The sequence below is a fragment of the Thiohalophilus thiocyanatoxydans genome, from assembly GCF_004366735.1.
Taxonomy (GTDB): Bacteria; Pseudomonadota; Gammaproteobacteria; order UBA6429; family Thiohalophilaceae; genus Thiohalophilus; species Thiohalophilus thiocyanatoxydans.
The window spans coordinates 45,414-71,800 of record NZ_SOQX01000002.1; the positions used below are offsets into that span (position 1 = coordinate 45,414).

Genomic DNA, 26,387 nt, shown 5'->3' on the forward strand with positions numbered 1-26,387 from the left:
CGGTTTTTTTATTTTTCTGTCCGATGGCGGGTTGATCGAGGCCTTTTTCCTGTCTCCGGCGGGGATGCGCCTTTCAATCTTTTGTCAACTAGTGTTTAATTTGCGCCCTTTGGGCACCGTGTAAAGGTTTTAATGGCTCTTATTGTTCAAAAATACGGCGGTACGTCGGTTGGTACGGTTGAGAAAATCGAGAATGTCGCCGACAAGGTGATCGCCAGTCGTCAGGCCGGCCACGACGTGGTGGTGGTCGTTTCCGCCATGAGCGGCGAGACCAACCGGTTGATCGAGCTGGCCAGCCAGGTGAGTGACCAGCCCGATCCGAGGGAGTACGATGTGCTGGTCTCCACCGGTGAACAGGTGACCATTGCCCTGCTGAGTATGGCCCTCAATGCCCGTGGCTATCCGGCCCGCTCCTACACCGGCTCGCAGGTGCATATTCTGACCGACAGCGCGCATACCAAGGCGCGGATCCTGGATATCGATGAAAGCCGCATGCGCACCGATCTGGATCAGGGCCGGGTCGTGGTGGTGGCAGGCTTTCAGGGACGGGATGAGGAGAACAATATCACCACCCTCGGTCGCGGGGGTTCCGATACCACCGCGGTGGCGCTGGCGGCGGCCCTGAAGGCCGACGAATGCCAGATCTATACCGACGTGGATGGTGTTTACACCACTGATCCCCGCGTCGTCGCTGATGCCCGGCGCCTGCAGCGTATCACCTTCGAGGAGATGCTGGAGATGGCCAGCCTGGGTTCGAAAGTCCTGCAGATCCGCGCGGTGGAATTTGCCGGCAAGTATAATGTCAATCTAAGAGTGCTTTCGTCCTTTGAAGAGGGCCCTGGCACACTGATCACTTACGAGGAACAAGCGGATATGGAACAACCTGTCATCTCCGGCATCGCCTTCAATCGCGATGAAGCCAAGCTGACGATTCTGGGCGTTCCGGATCAACCCGGTATGGCGTTCAGTATTCTGGGCCCGATTGGTGACGCCAATATTGAAGTCGATATGATCATCCAGAACGTCGGCGCCGACGGCACCACCGATTTTACCTTTACCGTGCATCGCAACGATTATGATAAAACCCTGAAACTGCTACAGGACGTTGCGGGCAAGCTGGGCGCGCGTGAGGTTGCAGGTGACAAATCCATTGTTAAAATTTCACTGGTTGGTGTGGGGATGCGTTCCCACGCCGGTGTCGCCAGTCAGATGTTTGAAACCCTGGCCAGGGAAGGAATCAATATCATGATGATATCCACCTCGGAAATTAAAATCTCCGTCGTCATCGAGGAAAAGTATCTCGAGCTGGGTGTACGGGCACTGCATAGCGCTTTCCAGCTTGAGCAGGAAATGACTCTGTAAATCGGTCGGGGATCGTGAAATAACGATCTTTTACCGGTTTTGATTTTATTAAAGTTTAGTGATCAGTTGACGATATCCAACGGGAGCCTGCCCGCTATCAGGCCGACCGAAGGACAGAAATGACCGAATTATCCGAAAAGGAGTTAGATTAACATGCTGATTTTGACCAGACGGGTGGGTGAAACACTCATGATTGGCGACGAAGTGACCGTGACAGTCCTGGGTGTCAAGGGCAACCAGGTACGTATCGGCGTCAATGCGCCGAAGGATGTCTCCGTCCACCGTGAGGAGATCTACGAGCGGATCAAGAGCGAAGATGACGGCAGCACCCGGGAGTCCGGCAGCTGAGACTTTACCTCGGCCCCCGGCCCTAGTATCCTTTGCTCCCCCGGTAAAACGGGGTTCCGGAGAGATGGCCGAGTGGCTGAAGGCGCTCCCCTGCTAAGGGAGTATGGGGTTAATAGCTCCATCGAGGGTTCGAATCCCTCTCTCTCCGCCAATTTATAATTATAATCCTATAAAAAACAATAACTTAATATTGCATTCATACGCATAGTCCCCCATTTGGCCCCCTTTTGTAGCCGTAGCAGTTCCTTCGGGTTACTGTGATCATAGTTTTCTATAATTTCAAAAATATCTGGTTGCTGAGAACCAATCGTTATCCGCAAATCAAATCGCACTGATAGAAAGCCTCTAGCCTTGAGCTCTAGTGTTTAGAGGCCTGAGGCTATCTTCCTAAAATAGTGAATCAGGTGGAATCGGATGCCATGTAGCAAATGCGGTGAAAAAAACACCATTCGAGCACATTTAATTCCTCAAGTGTTTTGTAAAGAAGTGCAGACTGGGAAAAGCCATGCTACAGCGGTTAAGACAGATGGATCTTTTCATCCTACTCAATCAGGCACATTCGATAAAAACATACTATGTGCAACCTGCGATGGGGAGTTGGGTAGACTGGAAGAATATGCCGCTATTGTGTTTGCTAATATAAGAAAAGGCTCAATTAATAGAGGATTTGGCATAAAAGAATGTCACGGTATCGACAAAGATAAAATTTTAAGATTCTGTGCAGGAATTCTCTGGAAATACAGTATTACCTCTGAGGAATATGGAAAAATTGATCTTTACAGCTATCAAGATGAAATTAAGAAAATTGCATTCGGTGAAATAGAAATTCCCTCATGGTTTGATGTCGCTTTAGTGCGATTGCTGATCCATAAGCAAGATGATGAGGTTTTTGCATACCGAGCACCTTTGAATTTAAAGAAACAAAATGTCAGGTTGTATAATTTCATGCTGGGCGGCATGGTTTGTTTGGTTAAAGCCAATAAGAAAAAAATGAATTTTGGTGATGAGCTATCAAAAATTTTGTTAAACCAGGAAGGCGAATTGAGATATTTGCTGGCGCCAGCTGAGGTTTCCGAAGAGTATAGGCTATCTAAACAACTAGCTAATGAATCATCTAGATTGTCTGCGTTCTTGGATAAACAGGATACAACCATAAACCGATAACGATCTGCTAGTTTTCGAGGGAGATGGGGATGAGTTTTACATTTACAGATTACGCTGTAGAAGTTCTGGTGGATGCAGACAAGCCGCTAACCTATCAGGAAATATGGGAAATTGGTAAGAGTAAGGGTTTGGATCAACGGTTGAACACTACAGGTAAAACCCCATGGCAAACACTTGGTGCAAGATTGTTTGTGGAAGTAAGGGATAATCCTAGAACTGAATTTATTAAAATTGGAAGCAGACCCGCCAGATTTTTTCTTAAGTCAAGAGCTAGCCAGTTGCCAGATGACATAATAGAAAAAATCGAAGTATCAGAAAGAAAAGAAAAAGAGCCTAAATCTAAATATACCGAAAGAGATCTCCATCCGCTGGTTAGTTATTTTGCATATACGAACCCCACATTTAGTCGGGGGAAAAGCATACTTACCAAAACTATATTTCATGAGAAATCTAAGAAGCATGGATATAGTGAGTGGAGCCATCCGGATCTCGTGGGTTTTCATCTTCCCTTGGAAGACTGGAATCCCGATCTAATAGAGTTCAATCGTATATCAGATAACAATGCATTAAAGCTGTTCTCTTTTGAGCTAAAAAAATCGATAACTAAAGGTAATTACAGAGAAGCTTTTTTTCAGGCTGTTTCCAATTCGTCGTGGGCAAATGAAGGGTATCTGATTGCTGCAGAAATAAAACAAGATGATGAATTGCTCTCAGAGCTTGAGCGGTTATCTATGTCATTCGGTATTGGTGTGATTCACCTTGATCTTAATGATATTGATTCATCGGGAATTCTCTATCATGCCAAATATAGGCCTCAGTTGGATTGGGAAACGATGAATAAATTGTCTGAGCAAAATGATGACTTCAGGCAATTTATCAAGGATGTCAAGATTGATTATGATTCGAAACGAATACATAAGTCTGAATACGACGATGTGATTGAGGACCCTGAGTCTTATATAAATAAAATCAAAGGGGATGTTTGATTTGTAATGAAAATTGATGGCCTAGATGTTTGATGGAGCTAGAGAAACAGGTGGGTTCCGGCTAATACTTATAAAGTTTCAACTTATGTGATTACACTGTTTTGGTTGCTATTCTGACAGTATCACGCACACCGATTATTTTGGTGATGCCAAGGCCATCAAGCGGGTGCTGGATAAGCAGACCCGCCGCCTGGAGAAAGAGGATCTGACCATGAAGAAATCGAACACCTCGAAGCAGAAGCCCGAAAACACCTCGACGCAATTAAGCGACTCCGAGCTGAACAAGCTGGAGAAACAGGCGCTAGTGAACCTGTATCGGGCGAGGGATCGGCGCAAGAAGCTGAATGAGAAGTAGGCGAGACCTAAGGGTTATACGCAGACTATGAGCGAGAAACCAGCAATATACAAGAGCGCCAATGTCGTGCGGCTCAGTCAGAGCAGATGTCTCTCGACTTTCAGCCCGCCACCGCCGTACCTGCTGAACAAGCCCAGGCAAGAGACACCTTCGAGAACCATTATCGTGGAGTTCCCACAGGCGAAATCCGGGTCGGGGTCGACAGATTAACCACCCATAACGAAACGACAACACCGCAATCAAGGATATAAGCGATGCCCGATGAGAAGAAGCCGAACAAGGACTTACCGACTGAGAGCTTGCTGAAGCAGCGCGTATTTTCCTATCCAATGTCGATGCGGGACGAAAATACCGTCCCCATACCTCTGCTACCGCCCGAGCCCTCAAGCGAATTTCTGACGAGGTTCGACAAGAACTGGGATCCGATCCTGGCCATGTTCGCGAAGTACGAGGAAAGTACGGGCCGTTCACTTCCACTCACATCGGAGCAAAGGTCGTCGATGGAATCGATGGTCAAAAAGAACTCCACATAACCTGATGGGGCAGGAGTAGCTGGACGCTGACCTGCTCGACTCCCCCACGCAAACTGTTGTCGTCACCCAGGACGGCAAGCTGACTATCTTTTACCAGGTCTATTCCTACGACACCTCAAAAGCCTGTCGGAGAGCCTCGCCGCCAGGAAGGGTGATTCCTGTAAAATTTGTATATTATTTGCTCAGTTTTGCTAAGGCATAGGTGATAGCTGGGATGATAGCCATTGATAATTCAGGGAGTGTGCTGAGAGTAATTCCCAACACTGCCATTGCTGTTCAGGTCCGCGCGCGTACTGATCGCAAAACTTAATTTTCTCGCTCTCCAAACTTCTGAACACTACATTTCGATAGTCATCCCAGAATTACACTACATGGATATAGATAGATCTATAGATGTAGCAGTGTGTTCTGTGTGCCTGGGTAACTGTGTTTTTGTGCACTTATTCGCTATGTAGTATTTCCCTATGCGGTGAAATCGCTGGAAACCCAATCACTGCAAGGGTCTCAGAATGATGCTGTGCCCGGTATGTGTGCTGGGTCTCTGTGCCCGATTTGTGCCTAGATTGTGCCTAGATTGTGCCCAATTTGTGACTGAGTTGTGCCAGTTCACCTTCCTGTACACAGGTGAGGTTTGTGATTTTGTTATAACCAATCCCTTTCCTATCAATGCAATGTTTAATTTCCCCAGTGAAAACAAGTTTTCCTAGTTTGCTACGGAGTGATTTGTGGACACGACACCACCTGCCGGGTGGTTGGCCTACAGCTTCCATCCAGAATCGACGGAATTTTCCACGCTCTGGCGGATCGAACTGACCATGTATGCCTGCGGGGTAGGTGTTTCCCCGCCGGCTCTTGATGCTCACATTAAAAAATTTCACGGCCTGCAGCTGACCATCCAGGGTTTCGAATTCCAGAACAACACTGCCTGTTCTTGTCGTGCGATGGCCGATAAAGCGGAACAGGTGAGTAGTTTCGTTGGCACTGCTATTGGCTCCAGGAGGATGCTTTGGTGGACGCATTCCATCCGCTGAAGCATGGCTGGTTCCACCATACTCAGCCAACCATTCATCCGTGGTCTGATCTTCAGGCCTCTTTTTCGCAGCGGTCAGCATCAGTTACCTGCCTTATCCTCCGAATTCGAGCGGGTAAACGGCCTCACAGACCACAACGGGCAAATCTCGCTACTGCACACCCGGATCAATTCGACGACACTTTTCTGGGTCCTTGTGTCGTCTTTTTCGCCACCCATGCACATGTAGCAGTGCGCATCTACGGAAGCTCGCAGCGAGGTCGATTTCAGGCCTTTGGAAAGCGGATTCTGTGTCTTCATGCCACATCCCCTTTCCGGCTCTCTTCGACCCGGGCCTCGATCCACTCAGCGACGTCAGATTCAAGCCAGCCGACAGCCCTGCCGCCCAGTGAGATGGGTCTGGGGAACCGGCCCTCTGCAATGCGTAGATACAGAGTGCTGCGAGACAGGCCTGTGCGGGCGACTACGGTCGGAAGCCGAAGGATGGTCTTCATCGTCTAATACCTCCTCATGGGTTATCAAGAAGTCCATGGGCGAGGAGATTAGGGGAGGGGGAGAACGAATCGTAGGAACAGTAAAGGAACAGTTAATTCTGGACGGAGGGCTAGTTGAGCCTTTCCAGATTCTTCAGGGCATCCCAGCCAATTTCCGGCGTAATCGGATCGATGAACGGCAGGACCGCGATCATTTCCGCAGGGGGGACACAATAGTTTTTGCTCCGACCGGGTAGGTAAGTGCTTGAACGGGAAGGAAAGAGATCGCCGAACAATACCCGGTGCACTTCGGCATTCTCGATAGTTTCAGCCAGCCAGGTTTCTGCAGAGTTGACCAGTTCCAACAGGCCGATTTTCCTTGTGTTGTCTCTGACAAACAGATTGTGGATTTCCAGGGCCAGGTGGGCGACCGGGCGGGCCGGGGTCATGACCCGTTGTCTGAAGCTGGTGATAACCTGTTCTTTGTCACCAGTGCTTGAGTCGAAAGCCGGATAGGTCCGGGTATTTTGCCGGGCAGCTGTAAGCATGAGATCCCGAAGGGGAAGCTGGGTATTCGGGTCTTCGCTAGAGCTTAATTTTTGACCAAGCACCCACCCAGCGCGCATTCGGGAGTGAAAACGGCGTAGCCCATCGTTCAGAATCTGTTCAATGCGCTTGTTAGGCAGGTCGAGAAGGGATGAAATTCCGGGTGTAGCCCGGAGTTCCTTTCGTTCTGGGCTCCTCGGTTTGGTGCCAGTTTTGAACATCCGTGCGCTTATCGCATCAACAAATGATGAACGTTTGTCCTGCTCCTCCGGATAACAGAGAACCGAGAGGAGAATAGCTGCACCGACAGGGGCAAACCCGTCAAAAACCGGGGCCAGTACAAGCTCCTGATATGCCATATCCCGATCAATGCTGGCCATCTTCCAGGCATTGGACAGCCGCCGGTAAATCCCCAGACGGTCTTCTTGTTTTTCTGAGGGGGTAGTGGTCACGGGCTGGTATCGAGATTCAGGGTTTTCCCTGAGGCAAGCTCTGGTAAGCAGTAGAGATTAAAAGGTTGTCTATTTCTGTCTATCTGCATCCCATGTAGTATATCCACCATGTTTTGAAGTCCACAATGGTGGAAATTCAAGCAGTTATAGATGATTTATGTGAATGGTAGTGCTCCTTTTGATACCAGTACCCGAATCGAATCTTAATTGGCAATAAAAACAATAACTTATAGAGTTCCTCGCCGACATGTTTGAGCAAACCTTCAAAAATATCGATGACGTGCTGTGGAAAGAGGCCGGCTGCGCGACGGAGCTGGACTATACCGAGCAGACTTCCTGGATGCTGTTTCTCAAGTACCTGGATGACCTGGAGCAGGAGCGGGCCATGGAGGCCGAGCTGCGAGGCAAGTCCTACGATTTCATCATTGACGAGGACTACCGCTGGTCGAAGTGGGCGGCGCCGAAGAAGGCCGACGGCTCATTTGACCACGACAACGCCGAGACCGGCGAAGATCTCATCCTCTTCGTAAACACCAAGCTGTTTCCCTACCTGCAGGGCTTTCGCGAGCGCGCCTCCGGGCCGGATACCATCGAGTACAAGATCGGTGAGATCTTCGGCGAGATCCGTAACAAGTTCCAGAGTGGCTACAGCCTGCGTGAAGCGCTGGAGCTGATCGATAGCCTGAGCTTCCGCTCGCAGAAGGAAAAGCACGAGCTCTCACACCTGTACGAGGCCAAGATCCGCAACATGGGCAACGCCGGGCGTAACGGCGGCGAATACTACACCCCGCGCCCGCTGATCCGCGCGATGATAAAAGTCACCAAACCGAAGATCGGCGAGCGTATCTACGACGCGGCCGCCGGCTCGGCCGGCTTTATGTGCGAGGCTCACGACTACCTACGCTACGGGCCGGATGGTCCTGACGGTAACAAACCACCCAAGCTGTCCACAAAAGACCTGGAGACACTGCAGACCCGCACCTTCTACGCCAAGGAGAAGAAAAGCCTGCCCTATGTCATCGGGATCATGAATATGATCCTGCATGGCATCGAGACGCCCAACATCCAGCACACCAACAGCCTGACCGAGAACCTCAGCGACATCCAGGAAAAGGACCGCTTCGACGTGATCCTTGCCAATCCACCCTTCGGCGGCAAGGAGCGCAAGGAGATCCAGCAGAACTTCCCCATCAAGACCGGCGAGACGGCCTTTCTGTTCCTGCAACACTTCATCAAGTATCTCAAGGCCGGCGGCCGGGCGGCCATCGTTATCAAGAACACCTTTCTATCCAACTCCGACAACGCCTCCCGCGCCCTGCGCAAAGAGCTGCTGGAGAACTGCAACCTGCACACCATCCTCGACTGCCCCGGCGGGACGTTCCTTGGCGCTGGTGTAAAGACTGTAGTGCTGTTCTTCGAGAAAGGCGCGCCGACACAAAATATCTGGTACTACCACCTCGACCCTGGCCGCAGCCTGGGCAAAACCAATCCGCTCAACGACGACGACTTGAAGGAATTCGTCGAACTGCAGGCCAGCTTTGCCGACTCGGATGAATCCTGGACGGTAAATATTGAAGACATTGATCAGGAAACCTGGGATCTGTCGGTCAAGAACCCCAACAAGGCCGAGGAAGATCCCCTGCGCGATCCCGAGGTCATCATCAACGAGATCGAAACCCTAGACAGGGAGAGCGAGGAAATCCTGGAAGGGATACGGGGGATGTTATGACGTCAACTTGGAATACGAAACCTTTGAAAGAGGTCTCCGGCTTTCAAGGTGGATCACAGCCACCGAAATCGCAATTTGTATCTGTACCTCAGGAAGGATATGTGAGGCTTTTACAAATAAGAGATTTCAAGAGTGATGACAAAGCAGTTTATATTCCTGTCACGAAGAAAATTCGCACCTGTTCCGAAGATGATATTTTGATTGGAAGGTACGGCGCCTCCGTAGGCCAAATTCATAGAGGCAAGTCGGGTGCATATAATGTTGCACTTATTAAAACGATACCTGACGATGAAGTGATTGACAGAAACTATTTTTATTACTTTCTAAATTCCGCTCTTTTCCAACGGCCATTAATGAATATCGCCGCAAGATCAGCGCAAGCTGGATTCAGCAAAGAAGACATAGCTAACTTTCCGGTGCCTGTACCGCCGCTTCTCGAACAAAAACGCATCGTCGCCATTCTCGATGAGGCCTTCGCGGGGACTGAAGCGGCCATAGCCAATACCGAAAAGAACCTCGCCAATGCCCGTGAATTGTTTGACAGTTACCTGAATGCGATCTTCAGTCAAGATGCCAGAAAATGGCACAAAGATACCTTAGATAACGTTGTTGATGAAACATGCTCACTTTCTTATGGAATCGTTCAGCCAGGGAAAGAATTTCCAAATGGACTGCCCGTAGTTCGCCCAACCGATTTAACAAAAAAAGTCATTACGCTAGATAATTTAAAACATATCAATCCAGATCTAGCTAAGTCATATAAAAGGACTACGTTGATAGGAAATGATCTGCTTCTCTGTGTGCGAGGGAGCACGGGCGTTGTTTCTATTGCGGCTAGTGAGTTAGCGGGAGCGAATGTAACTAGAGGCATTGTTCCAATTCGATTTAATTCTTCTGTTCTCACTCAAGAATTCGGATATTACTTACTGAAGTCACCCAGTGTACAAGAACAGATTAAGGAGAAAACATATGGAGCTGCGTTAATGCAAATTAACATTCGCGACATGAAGAAATTAAAACTATCCATTCCGCCATTAAATAAACAAACAGACTTGTCGAGCATGCTGGATGACCTCAGTTTTGAGACGCGACGGCTTGAATCTATCTACCAACAGAAACTAACTGCTCTCGCCGAACTCAAACAGTCCCTGCTGCAAAAGGCCTTCACCGGCGAGCTGACAGCCGAGATGCACAAAGAGGCTGAAGAGGCGGTGGCATGAACGAAGCCGAGACCCGTGCCGAACTGATCGACCCGGCCCTGAAGGAGGCTGGCTGGGGCGTGGTGGACGGCAGCCGGGTACGGCGCGAGGTGATCGCGCCGGGGCGGCTGATCGGCGGCGGCCGGCGCGGCAAGCAGGACATTGCCGACTATGTGTTGATGTATCGCGGCCAGAAGCTCGCGGTGATCGAGGCCAAGAAACGCACCTCACCGGACACCGAAGGATTAGGCCAGGCCAAGCGCTATGCCGAACGCTTGCAGGCCCGCTTTGCCTTCTCCACCAACGGGGTCGGTATCTACCGGGTGGATATGCACACCGGCGAGGAAGGCTATGCGAAAGCCTTTCCGTCACCGGATGCGCTCTGGCATGAAGCCTTTGCCGAGCGGAATCTCTGGCGCGAACGCTTCGGTGCGGTGCCTTTCGAGGACAAGGGCGGCTTCTGGCAGGCACGCTACTATCAGCACAACGCCATCAACAAGGCTCTGGAGGCCATCGCCGAGGGGCGTGACCGCATTCTGCTGACCCTGGCCACCGGCACAGGCAAGACGGCCATCGCCTTTCAGATTGCCTGGAAGCTGTTCCATGCCCGCTGGAGCCTGGCGGCGCGGGCGAGTGGCGAGCCAGGACGCCAGCCGCGCATCCTGTTCTTGGCCGACCGCAACATCCTCGCCAACCAGGCCTTTAACGATTTCTCCGCCTTCCCCGATGACGCGCTAGTGCGCATCGACCCGGAGACCATCCGCAAGAAGGGCCGGGTGCCAAAAAACGGCAGCATCTTCTTCACCATCTTCCAGACCTTCATGACCGGGCGCAATGCCGAGGGCAACCCGCAATACAACTTCTACGATTACCCGGCAGACTTTTTCGATTTCATCATCATCGACGAGTGCCACCGGGGCGGGGCCAACGACGAGAGCAACTGGCGCCAGATCATGGAGCATTTCAGCCCGGCCGTGCAGCTTGGCCTGACCGCCACGCCCAAACGCACCCACAACACTGACACCTATGCCTACTTCGGCGACCCGGTGTATATCTATTCCCTCAAGGAGGGCATCAACGACGGCTACCTAACCCCGTTCAAGGTACGGCAGATCGCCACGACTCTGGATGATTACGTCTTCACCTCGGACGATCAGGTCATCGAGGGCGAGATCGAAGAGGGCCGGCGCTACACCGAGGAAGACTTCAACCGGGTTATCGAAATTCGTGAGCGCGAGCAGTACCGCGTGAAGCTGTTCATGGAGAGCATCGACCCGCGCGAGAAGACCCTGGTATTCTGCGCCACCCAGGAACATGCCCTGGCGGTACGCGATCTCATCAACCAGATGAAGACCATCAAGGATCCGCACTACTGCGAGCGCGTCACGGCCAATGACGGCGCCGAGGGCGAGCGCTGGCTGCGGGCCTTCCAGGATAACGAGAAAACCATTCCAACAATTCTCACGACCTCTCAGAAGCTCTCCACCGGCGTGGATGCGCGCAACGTGCGCCACATTGTGCTGATGCGGCCGGTGAACTCCATGATCGAGTTCAAGCAGATCATCGGCCGCGGCACGCGCCTGTTCGACGGCAAGGACTATTTCACCATTCATGACTTCGTGAAGGCCTACGAGCATTTCAACGACGAGGAATGGGACGGCGAGCCGCTGGCCCCGGATCCCTGCCCGCGCTGCGGTAACGTGCCCTGTACCTGCGTGATCGAACCGCCCAGGCCCTGCGAGGTTTGCGGACAGAGCCCCTGTGTCTGTCCCAAAGAACCGCCCGAGGAATGCCCTGTATGCGGCGAATCGCCCTGTGTCTGCGACAAGCAACGCAAGGTGAAGGTAAAACTGGCCGACGGCAAGGAACGCACCCTGCAGCACATGAGCGCGACCACCTTCTGGAGCCCCGACGGCAAGCCGATCTCCGCCGCTGAATTCGTGCAACGGCTCTTCGGCGACCTGCCCGAGCTGTTCAAGAACGAGGACGAGCTGCGCCAGTTGTGGAGCCGACCGGATACCCGCAAGGCCCTGCTGAACGGCCTGGAGGAAAAAGGCTACGGCGTCGAGCAGCTACGTGAAATCGGCAAGATGATCGAAGCCGAGAACAGCGACCTGTACGACGTGCTGGCGTATATCGCCTACGCACAACCGCCAGTGACCCGAGCCGAGCGGGTGGAGTCACACAAGGAGCTCATTTTCTCCCGCTATGACTACCGTCAGAAAGAGTTCCTGGAATTCGTGCTGAATCATTATATTGAACGCGGCGTCGGCGAGCTGGATACCGACAAGCTCCCCGTGCTGATCGAACTCAAATACTACAGTGTCGGTGACGCCATCGCCGAGCTGGGCAACGTCAGCAATATCCGGCAGGTGTTTGTTGAGTTTCAATCATATCTTTATGAGCCTTGATATAGGAGCCTAAACATATGAGTGGCGACAATAAAAACAATAATTACATTAAGAATGAAGAGGGAAAAATAATACGATCGGATGGTTGCCCGAGAGTCTTGCATCTTGAATATTCAAGTGACAAGGGACAAGAAAAACCATCTGAGGCGACTGTCGAGTCTAATATCTGTGATGAAAGTGAAATTTCGCCAAATGAACTGGATAAGCTGGAGAAAATGGCGCTAAGGGTAATCTACAAGGCCAGGGAGCGACGTCGCCGACTTAATAATAAAAATGAAAATGATAACTAGATGTAGCGCCCAGCCCCTGATTTTCAGGAAGTCCTGGCTTGTTTGTTTATTGGAATTATGTCTGCCTGCTGTGAGGTTACATAATTCGCCCATTCCTGCATCATCTTCCGGCGTTTGGCAAACAGGTCGCCACGTCGATAGGCGGCCTCGACTTTATTCTCGATAACATGTGCGAGAGCCATTTCCGCCACATCGCGCGGAAAGCTTGATACCTCGCCGGACCAGTCCCGGAAACTGGACCGAAAACCGTGCGGTACATAGTCGCCACGTGCGCCATTGATTCCATATCCCATCCCGCGCATTAGTTGTAGTAGCGACATGTTGGACAGGGGGCGCCCATGTTGGCTCCCCGGGAAGACATAGGGATTGCCTTCAATGCGGGGCAGAGCGCTGAGAATTTCGATGACCGCATCTGAGAGCGGGACTCTGTGCTCCCGTCGGGCCTTCATCCTGGCAGCAGGTATAGTCCAGACGGCCCCTTCCAGGTCGATTTCGTCCCAATTGGCGTTCAATACCTCGTTGGTGCGCGTGGCAGTCAGGATGAGGAACTGTAGCGCCATAGCCGATACGTTCTCCTTCTGTGACAGCTCCGCCATGAACGCGGGAACTTCGGCATGCGGCATAGCAGGGTGGTGATTGACTTCTCTCACCCTCGAGGGCTTCGGCAACAGCTTGTTCAGGTGGCCGCGCCAGCGGGCGGGATTCAGTGAATCCCGGTACTTGTGGGCAGCTGCATAGTCCAGGACGTTTTCCATGCGACCCTGAACTCGTTTGGCGGTTTCTGTCTTGTTCGTCCAGATCGGGGAAAGAATCGCCAGAATATCCTCGGTGGTGATGGCATCCACCGGCTTTGACCCTATAACGGGCCGGACATAGGTTTGGAGAGTACTGACCCACTGCCGGGCATGCTTGGCATTCTTCCAGCCACGCCTGTGGGCCCGGATGTACCGTGCCGCACAGGTGGTAAAGGTGGGCACGGTCTCTTGCTCGATTCTGCGGACCTCGATGGGATCGATCCCCGAAGAAGCCTGCAAGCGGCATTCAGAAGCCTTGAGGCGAGCATCAGCGAGGGAAACATCCGGGTAGCTACCCAGGCCCATCTCGCGACGCCTGCCGTTGAGGGTGAACCGCAGAACCCACTTCTTGGCGCCTGACTTCGATACCACCAGACGCAGACCGCCGCCGTCCTCGTATTTGCCTGGGCCGGCGGTTGCGACCTTGCGAGGGGTTAGTTTGTGAATGGCCATATATATCCCAATCCAGTGTTCCGTGGGTCCCCCACCAGGTCCCCCAATCTAACTGGATTTTACCGGATATGTTCGGACACTGTCGAACAGTAAGTGCTTGTTAAGTAATGCTAAGGTTGATTTCTATGGACGCTATTGTAGACAAACACGGCGGACTCTCTCTCCGCCATATCGAATAAAAAGGCCGCCCTGACGGGCGGCCTTTTTATTCAGTTTCTAGGCGCTAGTTGCTAGGGGCTAGAAGTTATCCGGCTTGAAACCGGCCCCGATAATCAGTATATTGCGCCTTCTCCAAGGTTTGGGTGGTTTTCCTAGCAACTAGTATCTAGCACCTAGCCCCTGTTCTAAAGCGCCCGTAGCTCAGCTGGATAGAGTACCTGGCTACGAACCAGGCGGTCGGAGGTTCGAATCCTTCCGGGCGCGCCATATAACGACAAAAGCCCGCTTTATGCGGGCTTTTGTCGTTATCGGCCTGGTATGGAGATTCGAACCTCCGACCGCGAAATTATAAATAGTGTTCGACAAATTCGCCGGGAGCGAATTTGGACGGCCGCAGGCCGCCCCGAAGGGGTGGCGCACAGGGATGTGCGCCATCAATCCTTCCGGGCGCGCCATATAAAACGAAAAGGGCCACCTTCGGGTGGCCCTTTTTGTTTTATCCGCTGTACCAGCAGGATTTGAACCTCCGACTACAAATTGGTTGGTTCGACAAATCGGCAGGATGACGTACAGGGATGTACTAATGTCGCGGGAGGCAGGAAGCCGGGAGCGACCAGCCGATTTACTCGCCCCATCCCTGGGGCTCGCCCTTCGGGCCAACGGTGCTCCGCACAGTTGTTCAAAATTGCTCCCGGCAATTTTGTGGACGACACAAAGTGTCGCCCGCAGGGCGTGAGGCCAGGGAAGGCCTCGCGTCAATCCTTCCGGGCGGCCCCGGAACCCCCTCGGGTTTCATCGGGCCTTCGCAACTCGCGCTGCTCGTTCGCGTCGCGCCACTCAAAAAGCCCATTCCTTACTGGAATGGGTTTTTTCGTCTCCCTGTGCCTGTCGGCGCAGCCGAAGAATGACAGACAGGTATCAGAACCGCATACCGAGATTGACGTTGACGCCCTTGTATTCAAAATCAACGCCGTTATCACTCTCGTCAAGGTATTGGATGTATTCAGCGGAAATATAGCTGTTATTTTGCCCGACAATCTCAAGGCCGACGCCATACGAGACCCCGTCTGCTTTGTCGGTGACGTCATACCCGCCACCGGCGGCATCAAGCCGGCCTGTTGAGTAACCGGCCAGGCCGTACAGGTTCACCCGCTCGGCCAGAGGCAAGTCACCTCGCAGAAATAACGACTCTGCTCGATCGAGCTCCATTTGGGACCCATTATCCAGACCGGAGACTTTAATAGCATCCGAGCCGATACCTTTGAGAAAGTGCGCTTCGATGGCGATCACCGGCAGCAGATATTTGCCTATCGTGAGTTTCAGACCAGTGGGATCTGACTTGACCTCGTTTTCGTTTTTATAGTCTCCCCAGTGGTGACCAATCCCGATATAGGTATCAGCCAGCGAGGCACCCGGGAAGGCAAGCAACAGGAACGGCACAGCGACAGCAAGTTTTTTAAGCATGTTTCTCTCCTTGGTCAAAAATTCTCCACCCAAACCGCGGGCAGGGAGCGAACCGCAACCAGCGCCGAGCGATGTATGATTCTGCCGGTGAAAATAGCAGAAAACCGGGCTACACCGATACAAAAAGCGTGTTTTATGAGTGCCAAGTTGATGATTTTAGCCGTTGTACCAGCTGAATTCGAACCGCCGACGTCGAATGGCCGGTTCGACACGCAGGCGGATCCTGCGCGGAATGTCGGCGCGCCCGCGGCTGCGACGCCTGAATCCCTGCGGGTTCATCGGACCTTCCCAATGCGTTTTGCCTGTTAGGATTGGGTTATAAAATAAAATCGGCTCTCTCTTGCATGGGAGTCTGTTTTGTTTTCAGGATCGTCACTGTTAGAGTCCTAATCTTTACGGAGTGATTACAGGACAGGTGGCTCATCCCGGTCTATGCTGAGACTGAACAGATAACAATCGGAGGCAGAGAATGGAGCATGACGAAGTATCAGAGCGCATCCATCGGGTGGCACAGCTCTACAGGCAGTTCGATAACGAATACTGGGCATTTGTATCGCAGCTTCATCACGCGGGACGGCATCTGGGGATCACGGGCCCGGATCATGAGCGACAGGCTATGGCCGAGATCACTTATGTTGGTGAGCTGTTTTATATTGGTTTGCGGCTGGTGATCGACGGCGGAAATCCGCTCGGGGAGATTTACCTGGATCATGTGGGGGATGAGGCAATACAGCGTGTAGGGCGCGTATTTCTCGACGAGGGAGGCCAGCTCCTGGATGCGCCGGCCGGTGCTGTGCTCGGGCAGATACGTGATCCGGATATTGCCCGGCACTTGCTGGTGAGCTGGCTGGACGGGTGGTTGCAGGATTCGGCGGATCTCAAAACGTTGTAATTGGCGAACAAGTCGTAACCCGATAAATGCATCAGTCATCGATCTGTTGAAATGATGGTTTAATGAGTTGGTCTGGTGGGGCACTGGTCTTTCGGCATGACAAGCGGATTCGAGAGCTTGATGGCGTAATGCTTATCCGAAGCAGCAATGCCTCAATGTTGATACAGATCAACTCTTTAGCGTTCGTACGCGACTATAATTTTAAACTGCCATGATAGTTAGTGTGATAGCGAAACTTTTCAATTTCAGGCCGGTATTGACGGCGCTTGTTGGCATTGTCGGTTTCTCCCTGTCGGGACCGATACACGGCGAGGAGTATGTTGAGTGGGAAGCGGAGGGCCTGGCTATACCCGAACCGCTCGGTGGCCTGCAGGGTGACCCACAGCGGGGCAAGGCGGTGGTGATCGATCGCGATCGCGGTAATTGTCTGGCCTGTCACCTGATGCCGATTCCCGAGGAGCCCATGCACGGTACCGTCGCGCCACCACTCAACGGGGTCGGCTCCCGGTTGAGCGAAGGTCAGTTGCGTCTGCGGATCGTGAACGAGCAACGGGTCAATCCCAATACCATCATGCCGGCTTTCTACAAGCGACCCGACAAATATCACCGTCCCCATCCAGCCTACAAGACCACGGTGCTTACCGCCCAGGAAGTGGAAGACGTGGTTGCCTATCTTATGACGCTAAAATGAGGGGTATGATGACAAAGTGGTATATGCAAATTGTACCTTTTGCCCTGTTGATGATCCCGGGATCGCTGTTTGCGCTGGAGCCGCAGTCCAGTTACGAACTGTTGAGTGAGGAACTCAAACAGATGCAGGATGATGACTTCGCCAACCCGGGCATGGCAACAGTGGATCGAGGACGGGAGCTGTTTCAGAAACCGGGCTTTAACGGCAAATCCTGCGCCAGCTGCCACGGCGATGATGGCGAGAAGCTGGACCCCGAACGCATCGCCGCCTATCCGATTTATGATGAAGAGCATGGCCCGGTCACATTACAAAGCCGGATCAACCAGTGTTATGCCTATCATCAGGAAGAGTTTCCGTTGCTTTATGATGCCGACGAATTGATCGCCCTGGAGACCTTCGTGCGCCATCGCGCCCGGGGCGAAAAGATGAATGTGGATGTGAGCGGGCCGATGCGTGAACACTATGAGGCGGGGAAAGAGATTTTCCATACCCGTATCGGACAGCGTGACATGGCCTGCGTGCATTGTCACGAGACCTATGCCGGACAGCGATTGCGCGGGCAGATACTCAATCAGGCCCAGATCAACGGCTTTCCCATTTACCGCGTTACCGACGGTAATATTATGAGCCTGCACGAAAAGTTTATCGGCTGTTATGGCACGCTGCGGGCGATGCCTTACGAGCCGGGTTCACAGGAGTATATCGATCTGGAAGTGTATATGAGTGCACGCGGCAACGGTTTGCCTATCGAGACGCCGGGCGTGCGCCAATGATCGCCGCATAATCATCGTTGTTTTGTGCCAGACTCGGGTTGTGACCAGAAGGAGGTGCGATGATGTTTGAACTCAATCCTGAACGGATTTGCAACATTATCCAGCTGGCCCGCGAGTTTCACGCCAAGGAATCGGTGGTGATCCCCGAGATGCCGAATAATCCCGGTGATGACTGGGCCCTGCAGGTATTGGCCGATCACCGGGCGGATCCTGTTTACCGGGAACTGCAATACGCCCTCGCGGATATGGAGCCGGACCAGCAGGCCCAGTTGCTGGCGCTCGCCTGGCTGGGCCGGGATGATTACGCCCTGGCGGAGTGGGACGCCGCGCTACAGACGGCGGTGGAGAATCTGGCCTCCAGTTCTCCCGAGCAGATCATTGCGATCCCCTATATCGCCGACTATCTCGAAGAAGGGCTGCGTCTTCACGGTTATAGCTGCCAGGCGTGATCGCCCGGCAACTCCTTCGCGGCAGCCCGCTACCAAAACAGCTAGCGTCTTGTCACGCCCGATGAGTTGTTCGGGGTCGTTCAGGGGCCTGACAGGTTCGACGCAGCGAATAATCCGACACAAAATGTAATTTCTTTTGATACGCCTCACAGTCGGATCGGCTATTTCCCGGATAAGCATTCTCTGATATGTAGCGGGCAGCTTGACCTGTGTGCGGCTCACACCTTCTAGACTCAAACCTGTGAGTGACTCTGCAGATGCGGGGAGAGAGCAAATTTCCAATCCGGAGCAACAGGCACAGATGACGGTCAAGGCGGCGGCCGGTGAAGCGGGGCTCGAGCCGGAGGTGGTCCGTTATTACACCCGGATAGGCTTGATCCAGCCGCGGCGCAATCGGCATAACGGGTACAAGGTATACAGTTCGGAGGATATCGCCCGGCTGATATTTATCCGCAAGGCAAAATCGCTGGGTTATACCTTAAAGGAGATCAGCGCGATTCTGGCACACGCCAGGCAAAGCCGGACACCCTGCCCGACGGTGCGAAGTATTATCCAAAGCCGGCTGCATAGAAACCGGGCGCGACTGGAAGAGCTGATGAACTGGCAGGCGTGTATGGAGAGCGTCATACAACGCTGGGACGAACTCGAGAACGGCGTGCCCAGTGAAAACAGTGTACATCAGCTGGTTGAGGCGTTCTCGGGCGGGGCGGGTTATGGTCGTTAATGACAGCCTCTGTTGTGACAGGCAAATGATTTGCACGTTTATCAGTGGAGGGGTCCTGGTGGTCGCTCTTCTGCTGGTTGACGCTTATACCGTGGTCAGGGCGGAAATGCCAGCCGGCAAGTCGCTCTACGAGAACAATTGCGTCGTCTGCCATGGCCACGATGGCGAAGGGGCCATGCCGGGCGTCAGGAGCATGATTTCAAACCGCTTGTGGACAAAACAGTCGGATCAGGAACTGGTAGCGATGATCATCAACGGTGTCGAAAGCACGGACGGTCCGGTCTCAATGCCGCCAAAGGGCGGGAATCCGGCGTTGACTGAAGAACAGATCCATTCGATTGTGAACTATTTGCGAATCCTGGTCGACAATAACTAGGTCATGGACAGGAGCAAAATGATGAGAAACAGAATCGATCGTATCGCTATTGCGGCGCTGTTAACGGTATATAGTGGTTGGTTGCTGGCAGCACCGCAGGTCTATATTCCGCTGGGCACCGGCAACCAGGTTATCCAGGTTGATGCCAAAACAGACCGGATTACCGCTTCCTATAGCGGCGTGGAAAATGCGCACGGCCTGGTGGCCACCCCCGATGGCGAGTATCTGATCGCCGGAAGCCTGAATGAGACGGCGCTAAAACCCGATCAGCCTGAAGATGCGCCTAACAGTCAGCTTTATCTGATACACCCTGTACACGGTCATGTGATGTCGACCATTCCGGTGGCAGGCTGGACCCATCATCAGGCCATCACGCCTGACGGGCGTTATGTACTGTCAACGCACGGGATGCGGGGGTATGTCAGCGTGGTGGATTTGCAGGAGAACAAGGTTATCAAAACCATTGAAACCGGTAATGTCCCGAATTATGCCGTCGTGACAACAGAGGGCCATCGTGCCTATGTCAGCAATACGGCATCCAATAATATTGTTGAAATCGATCTGGGATCATGGAAGGTACTGCGTACCCTGGAATCGGGGCCGGGTCCGGAACATCTGGTGTTCTCAGGGGATCAAAAAACACTGTATGTGACGAATCCCCGCGCTGGAAAGGTGTCGGTGGTGTCAATCCAATCCGGAGAGGTTGTGAATGAATACAGTCTCGGCGGCGATGTGCACGGGCTGGATATCGGCGATGACGGAAACATTCTGTTTGTCAGCAGCAAAAAGGACAACAAGCTGTTTGCCGTGGATATCCGGGACGGTAGTAAACAATCGATTACGCTGTCGCCAGCTCCCTATCATCTGAACACGATCACCGGTACGGGTAAAGTCTATGTGTCCAGCAGAAAAAAGCCGATTATCTGGGTGGTCGATCAGGCAAGCCTGAAGGTGACGAACGAAATCGAACTTCCGGCGGGCGAAGGCCATCAAATGGCCATTGTTGAGTGACAGAAAATTGATTATCACACCGTCAGGAGTGAGACATTTAAACGACAGGCGAAGTCTGCAGGTCGATGTGGTGTTTCAGGGTTATGTTGAAAAGTAACAGGAGGATAAAGTGATAAAACAATCTGTGTTAAGGATATTAATGGTTTCTTTCCTGCTTGCGGGAAGCGGAGTCGGCGTCGCAGCTGAATCGGATAAGAATTTTGATGCCCGGCAAGAGGCGCAAAGTATGCAGCAGCACTGGGACCGGTTGATGCACGAACAGGACGCGGAAAAGCGCAGACAGCTCATCCGGGAGCACCGGGAAATGATGGATGAAGCCCTGGAAGAGTCCGGTGTTGACCGCTTCCACATGGGGATGGGTATGATGCACGACAATGAAAGCGGGCACATGGATCATCACCAGGATCATCTAATCAATACCATTGAAATGCATCATATGCAGCTCGATATGATGGAAGAATAATCAGACTTGAATTACGGGAGAGTGACGTGAAAAATTATTTTCGTATAAATACCCTGACAGGAATATTAGCGCTGTTTCTGGTCTTCTCATTGAACGCGATGGCGGAAAACACCGACCTGCATACCACGTCCGAGACTTATCAGGTCTATCTTGGTATTGTTCCTGGAGCCCGGATAACCAAAGAGCCGTATCTTGTTGACAGGGATAAGAGTCTGCATGGTGGCATCGATTCACTGGGCAGTAATGATTACCATGTTATGGTTGCCATCTTTGACAAGGAGAACAATAGCCGCATCAAGGATGCAACCGTTATTGCCAAAATTGACAAAAAAGGGTTTATGTCAGGTGAAAATATCACCATGCCGATGGAGAAGATGATTACCAGTGGAACGGTGAGTTATGGCAATTTTTTCAACTTGAAAAGTGATTCAACCTACAATATGACGGTTGAGATTTATCGCCCGAGAAGCAATGGTTATGAAGAAGTCGAGTTTACCTTCAAGCCGTTTTGAGCGGGTAATCTAATTCAGTATTACGGGGACAGTTATGATGGACGGCGGATTGGGTTTCGGATTCGGTCATGGAGGCGGTTTTATCGGTATCTTTTTCTGGATTATACTGATTGTAGCGATCATTGTTGCCGTTCGCTGGTTGATGGATAATAAATCTTCCACCGCGGGTCAGTCCGATAAAGCCCTGGATATCCTCAAACAACGCTATGCCAGAGGCGAGATCGATCTGCAGGAATACGAACAAAAGCGTCGTGAGATTAGCGGCAATAGCGACTGATTATGCCTAACCATAGCGGGCATTCACACTCCTCGTCGGGGCACGATCATCATGGCGCGATGGTGGCGGATTTTCGGCGCCGGTTCTGGGTATCGCTGGGGCTGACGCTGCCGATACTGGCACTGTCTCCGCTTATCCAGCAATTTCTGGGCTTGCGCGCGACCCTGGCCTTTCCCGGGGACAGCTACCTGCTGTTCATCCTCTCCAGCGGAGTCTTTTTTTACGGTGGCTGGCCGTTTTTAAGCGGAGCCCTCTCGGAGATCGGCAAACGTGCGCCGGGCATGATGACCCTGATCGGGCTGGCGATTGTTGTCGCCTATCTTTATTCCAGTGCCGTGGTGTTCGGGCTGGCCGGGAAGGTTTTTTTCTGGGAACTGGCGACCCTGATCGACGTCATGCTGCTGGGTCACTGGATCGAGATGAGGTCGGTGATGGGGGCCTCCGGCGCGCTGGAAGCGCTGGTCAAACTCATGCCGACCGAGGCGCATCGGCTTGACGAGGCCGGCAACCTGGATGACGTGCCGGTCACCGAACTCCGGCAGGGGGATCGCGTCGTGGTAAAACCCGGCGAGAAGGTGCCTACCGACGGGGCAATTGTCGAGGGCAAAACCAGTCTCAACGAATCGATGCTCACCGGTGAATCGAAACCCGTGAGCAAAGGCCCGGGTGAAGAGGTCATCGGTGGTTCGATCAACGGCGAGGGGGCGATCACCCTGGAAATTCGCAAGACCGGCGAGGAGACCTATCTCTCCCAGGTGATCGAGATGGTCCGCCAGGCGCAGGGTTCCCGTTCACGGACCCAGGACCTGGCCAATCACGCCGCCCAGTGGCTGACCTATATCGCACTCTCCGCCGGGCTTCTCACCTTGCTGACCTGGCTGGGGCTGGGCCGGGATTTTGAATTTTCCCTGGAACGCATGGTCACCGTGATGGTCATCACCTGTCCGCACGCACTCGGGCTGGCTGTTCCGCTGGTCGTGGCGGTCAGTACCAGCATGGCCGCCGGTCACGGTCTGTTAATCCGCGACCGGGCGAGTTTTGAACGGGCGCGGGATCTGGACGCGATTGTTTTCGACAAGACCGGGACCCTGACCGAAGGACGATTCGGGGTTACCGATATCATCCCGCTGAACGATGACTGGCCGGAAGACGCGATATTGCGCGTTGCCGCGGCACTGGAGAGTCACTCCGAGCATCCGATTGCGCGTGGTGTGGTCGCATCGGCCAAAGAGAAGGGCGTATCCGGCGCCCGGGCCTCGGATGTCCAGAACATTACCGGGCAGGGGGTGCGGGCCAGTGTGGACGGTCGGGAGACGTTGATCGTCAGCCCCGGTTATTTACGTGCCAACCAGATCGAGATCGACGACTCCCCGGTCGAAAAAGTCACCGCAGCGGGTAAAACGGTGGTGTATCTGCTGGTCGAAGGCGACGTCGTCGCCGCGCTGGCATTGGCCGATATCGTCCGTTCCGAATCCCGTGAGGCGATACAGCAGCTCAAACAGCTCGGTATCCAGTGCATGATGCTGACTGGCGATGGTCAGGCCGTGGCGCGTGCTGTCGCCGAGGAATTGCAGCTGGACGATTATTTTGCCGAGGTATTGCCCCATGAGAAAGCCGACAAGATCCGGGAAGTGAAACAGCGCGGCTTGCAGGTGGCGATGGTGGGCGATGGCGTCAACGATGCCCCGGCACTGGTGGAATCGGATCTGGGGATTGCCATCGGCGCCGGCACCGACGTGGCGATCGAGTCGGCCGATATTGTTCTGGTGCGCAGTGATCCCCGCGATGTGGCCGCGATCATGGCGTTGTCGCGTGCCACCTACAACAAGATGGTTCAGAACCTGTTCTGGGCGACCGGCTACAACGTGATCGCTATCCCGTTGGCGGCCGGTGTCGCCTATTCGGCCGGGATCATGCTCTCCCCGGCCATGGGCGCGGCGTTGATGTCCCTGAGCACGGTGATCGTGGCGATTAATGCCAGGTTGCTGGGGCGAAAGCAGCAGGTGGTGTGAGGAGGATACAGTTGGTACCGATCGCCTCCCGGCTAAAGACCCTCTGGAATTTAATTTATTGAACCGGGCCGGTAACCCTGACTTTGGGTGGAGACTGGCTATACTTGATGGTGTGAAAACTACCGGCATGCATCAAGTCACTCAACCCTGGCGGGGAATGGTCAGAACATTGACCCGGCCTATTCTGTTTCTCTGGCTGGCATCCTGGATGCTTGCCGTGTTGCAGCCCTGTTGCGAGGCCGTGGCGGAAACCCTGCCGCATGAACATGGCCACCCGCCAGAGCAGACCGCGCACGCGGGACATGCTTCCCATAAACATAAACATGATCATGGCTCGGTGCCGAATCACCGTCACTGTGAAACCGAGCTGGTTACTCTGATTGATCTGACAGTTCCTCCTGCCGGGCTGGAGCAGCGTCATTTCCCCGAGCCCTCATTCGATCAATGGGTTGTCCTGAGCAACCACCCCGGGTTTTCTCCGCCAACAATTGAATATGACTATTTCAGATACCATCCACCTCCCGCCGATCCGAACAGACGGGTCTATCTGGACACACAACGTCTGCGTATTTGATTCCCGCTATCCTGGCTGACGTGCAGCACTCTGCGCGCCCAGGCTGTGTTTGTCGCAATAACGTATATCACGGGATAAACAGCCGAATGCCGCTAATAGACCGGCCGATTTAAGGCCCATGCTTTTCGGCATTCGACTCTGCAACAAGGGGATGGATCATGAAAGTTAACGAACTGGCCAAGCAGGCTGGGGTAGAACCTCATGTAATTCGCTACTATTCACGTATCGGGCTGCTGCTACCCGTACGGGATAATCATAACGGTTACAAGCTGTACAATGCCGAGGATGCCCGGCGGCTTGAATTCATACGTCAGGCTCAATCTATCGGATTAACCCTGAGCGAAATTTCCGAACTGCTGACGCAATATGAACAGGCGGGATGTGATTGTTGCCAATTGCTGTACCGGATGCTGGAAAACCATGTTGAACAGAACCGGCGTAAAATCGAAGAGCTGAAAAAACTGCAGGCGCGCATGGAAACCACTCTCGCTGATTGGAACAACAAAGGCGCACCAGATTGTACCGGCAGCCCGGCCTGTCCGGCCGTAAAGCTGGATGGCTGCTGCACTGATAATCATTGAGTCGGGGAGATAGCGCATTGGGACAAGGTGCACACCGGTTTTTCGTTCTGAACGCATATGTTGTCATTACACAGGGATATCGGGTTGAGTTATTCAGAAGACCTCTTTCCCGTCTCTGCCTGCAGTGCCCGCCGCGTCAGGATCGGCCCGAGAATTTCAAACAGGACGGTGCTGCCGATGACCACACTGATCAGAGTTTCGGAAAATTCGGGATAGCGTTCGGCCGCGACCAGCCCCATGCCCATGGCCACGCCCGCCTGGGGCATCAGTGACAGGGCGAGTCGGTTGCTTTCATTGACCGGTGTATGCAGCCAGGCGCCGGCACTCCAGGCGCCGGCAAAGCGGGAGACAACCCGCAACAGGACATAGGCGCTTCCCAGCAGACCGATCTCCAGCAAGCCGAGCAGCTCCAGCTGGGCGCCGGCCAGCACGAAGAACAGCACCAGGAAGGGCCGATCGAAATCATCGATGACGTGAAAGGGGCGGGTATGATGCCGGGCGAGATTGACGATCACCATGCCCAGGGTCATGGCGGCCAGAAACGGCGAGACCTCCAGCCAGTCGGTGAGTCCCGCGCAGAGGATCACGACCCCCAGCGCTTCGAGAATGGTCGGCTCGCCCGGGCGCAGGCGCCCGGTCAGCAACGCGGCCGGGATGCCGATGGCCAGGCCGAGCAGCAACGCACCGCCGATATCCCAGACTCCGTGCAGAATCGATTGATAGAGTGAACCGTTGCCGGTCAACACGGCGGCCACGGCCAGCGCCACGGAAAAGATAATCAGCCCCCAGGCATCATCCACCGCCACGATCCCCAGCAGGGTGCGGGTGATGCGGTTGTCCTTGCCGCTCTCGCGAATGACCTCGATGGTGGTGGCCGGGTCGGTAGCGGCGGCGATCGCGCCCAGCAACACTGCCAGCGGGGGCGGCGTATTCAACAGCAGCAGGCCGATGATCACCCCGCCGCTGGTGAGCAGGGCAATCAGCACCGAATAGCCCATCACCGCGCGGCCGTGCCGGAAGATACCCTGGCGGCTGAGTTTGCCACCGAGCAGGAAACCGATCATGGTCAGGGCGATAGTCGTAATCAGCTCGAACCACTGTTCGCTGCGATCGGGCAGCAGATCCAGTCCGCCGGGACCGACCGCAAACCCGAATAGCAACAACAGGGTGACGCGGGGCAGACGAGTCAGCTTGCCGATCCCGTCGGTGGCCATGCCCAGCAGCAACAGCGCGCCGAGTGCAATTAATAGCGTGGCGTGTTCAGACATATTTATCGTTGTTATTGCTTATCCTCTAAATAAGTG

Annotated in this window: 29 protein-coding genes and 2 tRNA genes; 25 read left to right on the forward strand and 6 right to left on the reverse strand. The window is 53.5% G+C overall.

What is annotated here, in order from left to right; all coding sequences use genetic code 11:
* The first annotated feature begins 132 nt into the window (after positions 1-132).
* The 7 genes from EDC23_RS03830 to EDC23_RS03860 all read left to right on the forward strand — a co-directional run bounded on the left by EDC23_RS03830 (position 133) and on the right by EDC23_RS03860 (position 4,748).
* The gene (locus EDC23_RS03830) at positions 133-1,362 is read left to right on the forward strand and encodes an aspartate kinase (RefSeq protein WP_134081390.1); all 1,230 of its coding nucleotides are present in this window, start codon (positions 133-135) and stop codon (positions 1,360-1,362) included.
* Between the two features lie 153 nt (positions 1,363-1,515).
* Complete coding sequence (gene csrA, locus EDC23_RS03835) at positions 1,516-1,710, forward strand: carbon storage regulator CsrA (RefSeq protein WP_134081392.1); 195 nt, start codon at positions 1,516-1,518, stop codon at positions 1,708-1,710.
* A gap of 58 nt (positions 1,711-1,768) precedes the next feature.
* Positions 1,769-1,861 (forward strand) — tRNA-Ser (locus tag EDC23_RS03840).
* A gap of 263 nt (positions 1,862-2,124) precedes the next feature.
* Positions 2,125-2,874, forward strand: a complete 750-nt coding sequence (locus EDC23_RS03845; RefSeq protein ID WP_134081394.1) for a hypothetical protein — start codon at positions 2,125-2,127, stop codon at positions 2,872-2,874.
* 29 nt (positions 2,875-2,903) lie between these two features.
* On the forward strand, positions 2,904-3,860 hold the full coding sequence (locus tag EDC23_RS03850; protein WP_134081396.1) for a COG2958 family protein: 957 nt from the start codon (positions 2,904-2,906) through the stop codon (positions 3,858-3,860).
* Between the two features lie 166 nt (positions 3,861-4,026).
* Complete coding sequence (locus tag EDC23_RS03855; RefSeq protein WP_134081398.1) at positions 4,027-4,215, forward strand: hypothetical protein; 189 nt, start codon at positions 4,027-4,029, stop codon at positions 4,213-4,215.
* A gap of 254 nt (positions 4,216-4,469) precedes the next feature.
* The gene (locus EDC23_RS03860; protein WP_134081400.1) at positions 4,470-4,748 is read left to right on the forward strand and encodes a hypothetical protein; all 279 of its coding nucleotides are present in this window, start codon (positions 4,470-4,472) and stop codon (positions 4,746-4,748) included.
* A gap of 569 nt (positions 4,749-5,317) precedes the next feature.
* On the opposite strand, the gene EDC23_RS03865 is transcribed toward EDC23_RS03860, so the two are convergent.
* The 3 genes from EDC23_RS03865 to EDC23_RS03875 form a co-directional block, all read right to left on the reverse strand.
* Entirely contained in the window at positions 5,318-5,860 is a 543-nt protein-coding gene (locus tag EDC23_RS03865) for a hypothetical protein (RefSeq protein ID WP_134081402.1), read from the reverse strand.
* 214 nt (positions 5,861-6,074) lie between these two features.
* A complete protein-coding gene (locus EDC23_RS03870) occupies positions 6,075-6,272 on the reverse strand; it encodes a helix-turn-helix transcriptional regulator (protein WP_134081404.1) in 198 nt (65 codons plus the stop codon).
* Between the two features lie 110 nt (positions 6,273-6,382).
* On the reverse strand, positions 6,383-7,249 hold the full coding sequence (locus tag EDC23_RS03875) for a hypothetical protein (protein WP_134081406.1): 867 nt from the start codon (positions 7,247-7,249) through the stop codon (positions 6,383-6,385).
* Positions 7,250-7,496: 247 nt separating this feature from the next.
* Between EDC23_RS03875 and EDC23_RS03880 the strand changes: the two genes are divergently transcribed.
* Genes EDC23_RS03880 through EDC23_RS03895 form a run of 4 tightly spaced genes read left to right on the forward strand, consistent with a single transcriptional unit; the run spans position 7,497 to position 12,878 of the window.
* Complete coding sequence (locus EDC23_RS03880; RefSeq protein WP_134081408.1) at positions 7,497-8,978, forward strand: type I restriction-modification system subunit M; 1,482 nt, start codon at positions 7,497-7,499, stop codon at positions 8,976-8,978.
* On the forward strand, positions 8,975-10,198 hold the full coding sequence (locus tag EDC23_RS03885; protein WP_134081410.1) for a restriction endonuclease subunit S: 1,224 nt from the start codon (positions 8,975-8,977) through the stop codon (positions 10,196-10,198). The genes EDC23_RS03880 and EDC23_RS03885 overlap by 4 nt, the downstream gene beginning before the upstream one ends.
* Positions 10,195-12,588, forward strand: coding sequence for an EcoAI/FtnUII family type I restriction enzme subunit R (hsdR, locus tag EDC23_RS03890; RefSeq protein ID WP_134081412.1), 2,394 nt, complete (start codon positions 10,195-10,197; stop codon positions 12,586-12,588). The genes EDC23_RS03885 and hsdR overlap by 4 nt, the downstream gene beginning before the upstream one ends.
* A 17-nt stretch (positions 12,589-12,605) precedes the next feature.
* The gene (locus tag EDC23_RS03895) at positions 12,606-12,878 is read left to right on the forward strand and encodes a hypothetical protein (RefSeq protein ID WP_134081414.1); all 273 of its coding nucleotides are present in this window, start codon (positions 12,606-12,608) and stop codon (positions 12,876-12,878) included.
* Between the two features lie 23 nt (positions 12,879-12,901).
* Here the strand turns inward: EDC23_RS03895 and EDC23_RS03900 are convergent, their stop codons facing one another.
* On the reverse strand, positions 12,902-14,125 hold the full coding sequence (locus tag EDC23_RS03900) for a tyrosine-type recombinase/integrase (protein ID WP_134081416.1): 1,224 nt from the start codon (positions 14,123-14,125) through the stop codon (positions 12,902-12,904).
* A gap of 349 nt (positions 14,126-14,474) precedes the next feature.
* Here EDC23_RS03900 and EDC23_RS03905 point away from each other — a divergent pair.
* A tRNA-Arg gene (locus EDC23_RS03905) sits at positions 14,475-14,551 on the forward strand.
* Between the two features lie 651 nt (positions 14,552-15,202).
* Here the strand turns inward: EDC23_RS03905 and EDC23_RS03910 are convergent.
* Entirely contained in the window at positions 15,203-15,748 is a 546-nt protein-coding gene (locus EDC23_RS03910) for a porin family protein (protein WP_134081418.1), read from the reverse strand.
* Between the two features lie 469 nt (positions 15,749-16,217).
* On the opposite strand from EDC23_RS03910, the gene EDC23_RS03915 reads away from it, so the two are divergent.
* From EDC23_RS03915 to EDC23_RS03975, 13 genes are all read left to right on the forward strand, one after another.
* Positions 16,218-16,640, forward strand: a complete 423-nt coding sequence (locus EDC23_RS03915; protein WP_134081420.1) for a hypothetical protein — start codon at positions 16,218-16,220, stop codon at positions 16,638-16,640.
* A 223-nt stretch (positions 16,641-16,863) separates the two neighbouring features.
* Entirely contained in the window at positions 16,864-17,331 is a 468-nt protein-coding gene (gene soxX / locus EDC23_RS03920; protein ID WP_208321272.1) for a sulfur oxidation c-type cytochrome SoxX, read from the forward strand.
* Between the two features lie 23 nt (positions 17,332-17,354).
* Positions 17,355-18,104, forward strand: coding sequence for a sulfur oxidation c-type cytochrome SoxA (soxA, locus tag EDC23_RS03925; protein WP_166668763.1), 750 nt, complete (start codon positions 17,355-17,357; stop codon positions 18,102-18,104).
* Between the two features lie 59 nt (positions 18,105-18,163).
* Positions 18,164-18,553: a DUF3775 domain-containing protein gene (locus EDC23_RS03930; protein WP_243830708.1), complete on the forward strand. Its 390-nt coding sequence runs from the start codon at positions 18,164-18,166 to the stop codon at positions 18,551-18,553.
* A 241-nt stretch (positions 18,554-18,794) separates the two neighbouring features.
* Positions 18,795-19,277, forward strand: a complete 483-nt coding sequence (locus tag EDC23_RS03935) for a MerR family transcriptional regulator (RefSeq protein ID WP_134081426.1) — start codon at positions 18,795-18,797, stop codon at positions 19,275-19,277.
* A gap of 58 nt (positions 19,278-19,335) precedes the next feature.
* Positions 19,336-19,653, forward strand: a complete 318-nt coding sequence (locus EDC23_RS03940) for a c-type cytochrome (RefSeq protein ID WP_166668764.1) — start codon at positions 19,336-19,338, stop codon at positions 19,651-19,653.
* Between the two features lie 18 nt (positions 19,654-19,671).
* Positions 19,672-20,664 carry a YncE family protein gene (locus EDC23_RS03945; RefSeq protein WP_243830709.1) on the forward strand — a complete coding sequence of 331 codons (993 nt, stop codon included), beginning with the start codon at positions 19,672-19,674 and terminating at the stop codon, positions 20,662-20,664.
* A 226-nt stretch (positions 20,665-20,890) separates the two neighbouring features.
* Positions 20,891-21,127, forward strand: a complete 237-nt coding sequence (locus tag EDC23_RS03950; protein ID WP_134081430.1) for a hypothetical protein — start codon at positions 20,891-20,893, stop codon at positions 21,125-21,127.
* A 26-nt stretch (positions 21,128-21,153) separates the two neighbouring features.
* Entirely contained in the window at positions 21,154-21,639 is a 486-nt protein-coding gene (locus EDC23_RS03955) for a hypothetical protein (protein WP_134081431.1), read from the forward strand.
* Between the two features lie 34 nt (positions 21,640-21,673).
* Positions 21,674-21,916 carry an SHOCT domain-containing protein gene (locus EDC23_RS03960; protein ID WP_134081433.1) on the forward strand — a complete coding sequence of 81 codons (243 nt, stop codon included), beginning with the start codon at positions 21,674-21,676 and terminating at the stop codon, positions 21,914-21,916.
* Positions 21,917-21,918: 2 nt separating this feature from the next.
* Positions 21,919-23,928, forward strand: coding sequence for a copper-translocating P-type ATPase (locus tag EDC23_RS03965; protein ID WP_208321273.1), 2,010 nt, complete (start codon positions 21,919-21,921; stop codon positions 23,926-23,928).
* 127 nt (positions 23,929-24,055) lie between these two features.
* Positions 24,056-24,502: a hypothetical protein gene (locus EDC23_RS03970; RefSeq protein WP_134081435.1), complete on the forward strand. Its 447-nt coding sequence runs from the start codon at positions 24,056-24,058 to the stop codon at positions 24,500-24,502.
* 158 nt (positions 24,503-24,660) lie between these two features.
* On the forward strand, positions 24,661-25,083 hold the full coding sequence (locus EDC23_RS03975) for a MerR family transcriptional regulator (protein WP_134081437.1): 423 nt from the start codon (positions 24,661-24,663) through the stop codon (positions 25,081-25,083).
* A gap of 89 nt (positions 25,084-25,172) precedes the next feature.
* Here EDC23_RS03975 and EDC23_RS03980 read toward each other — a convergent pair whose 3' ends face one another.
* Positions 25,173-26,351: a cation:proton antiporter gene (locus EDC23_RS03980; protein WP_134081439.1), complete on the reverse strand. Its 1,179-nt coding sequence runs from the start codon at positions 26,349-26,351 to the stop codon at positions 25,173-25,175.
* Positions 26,352-26,387 lie beyond the last annotated feature (36 nt).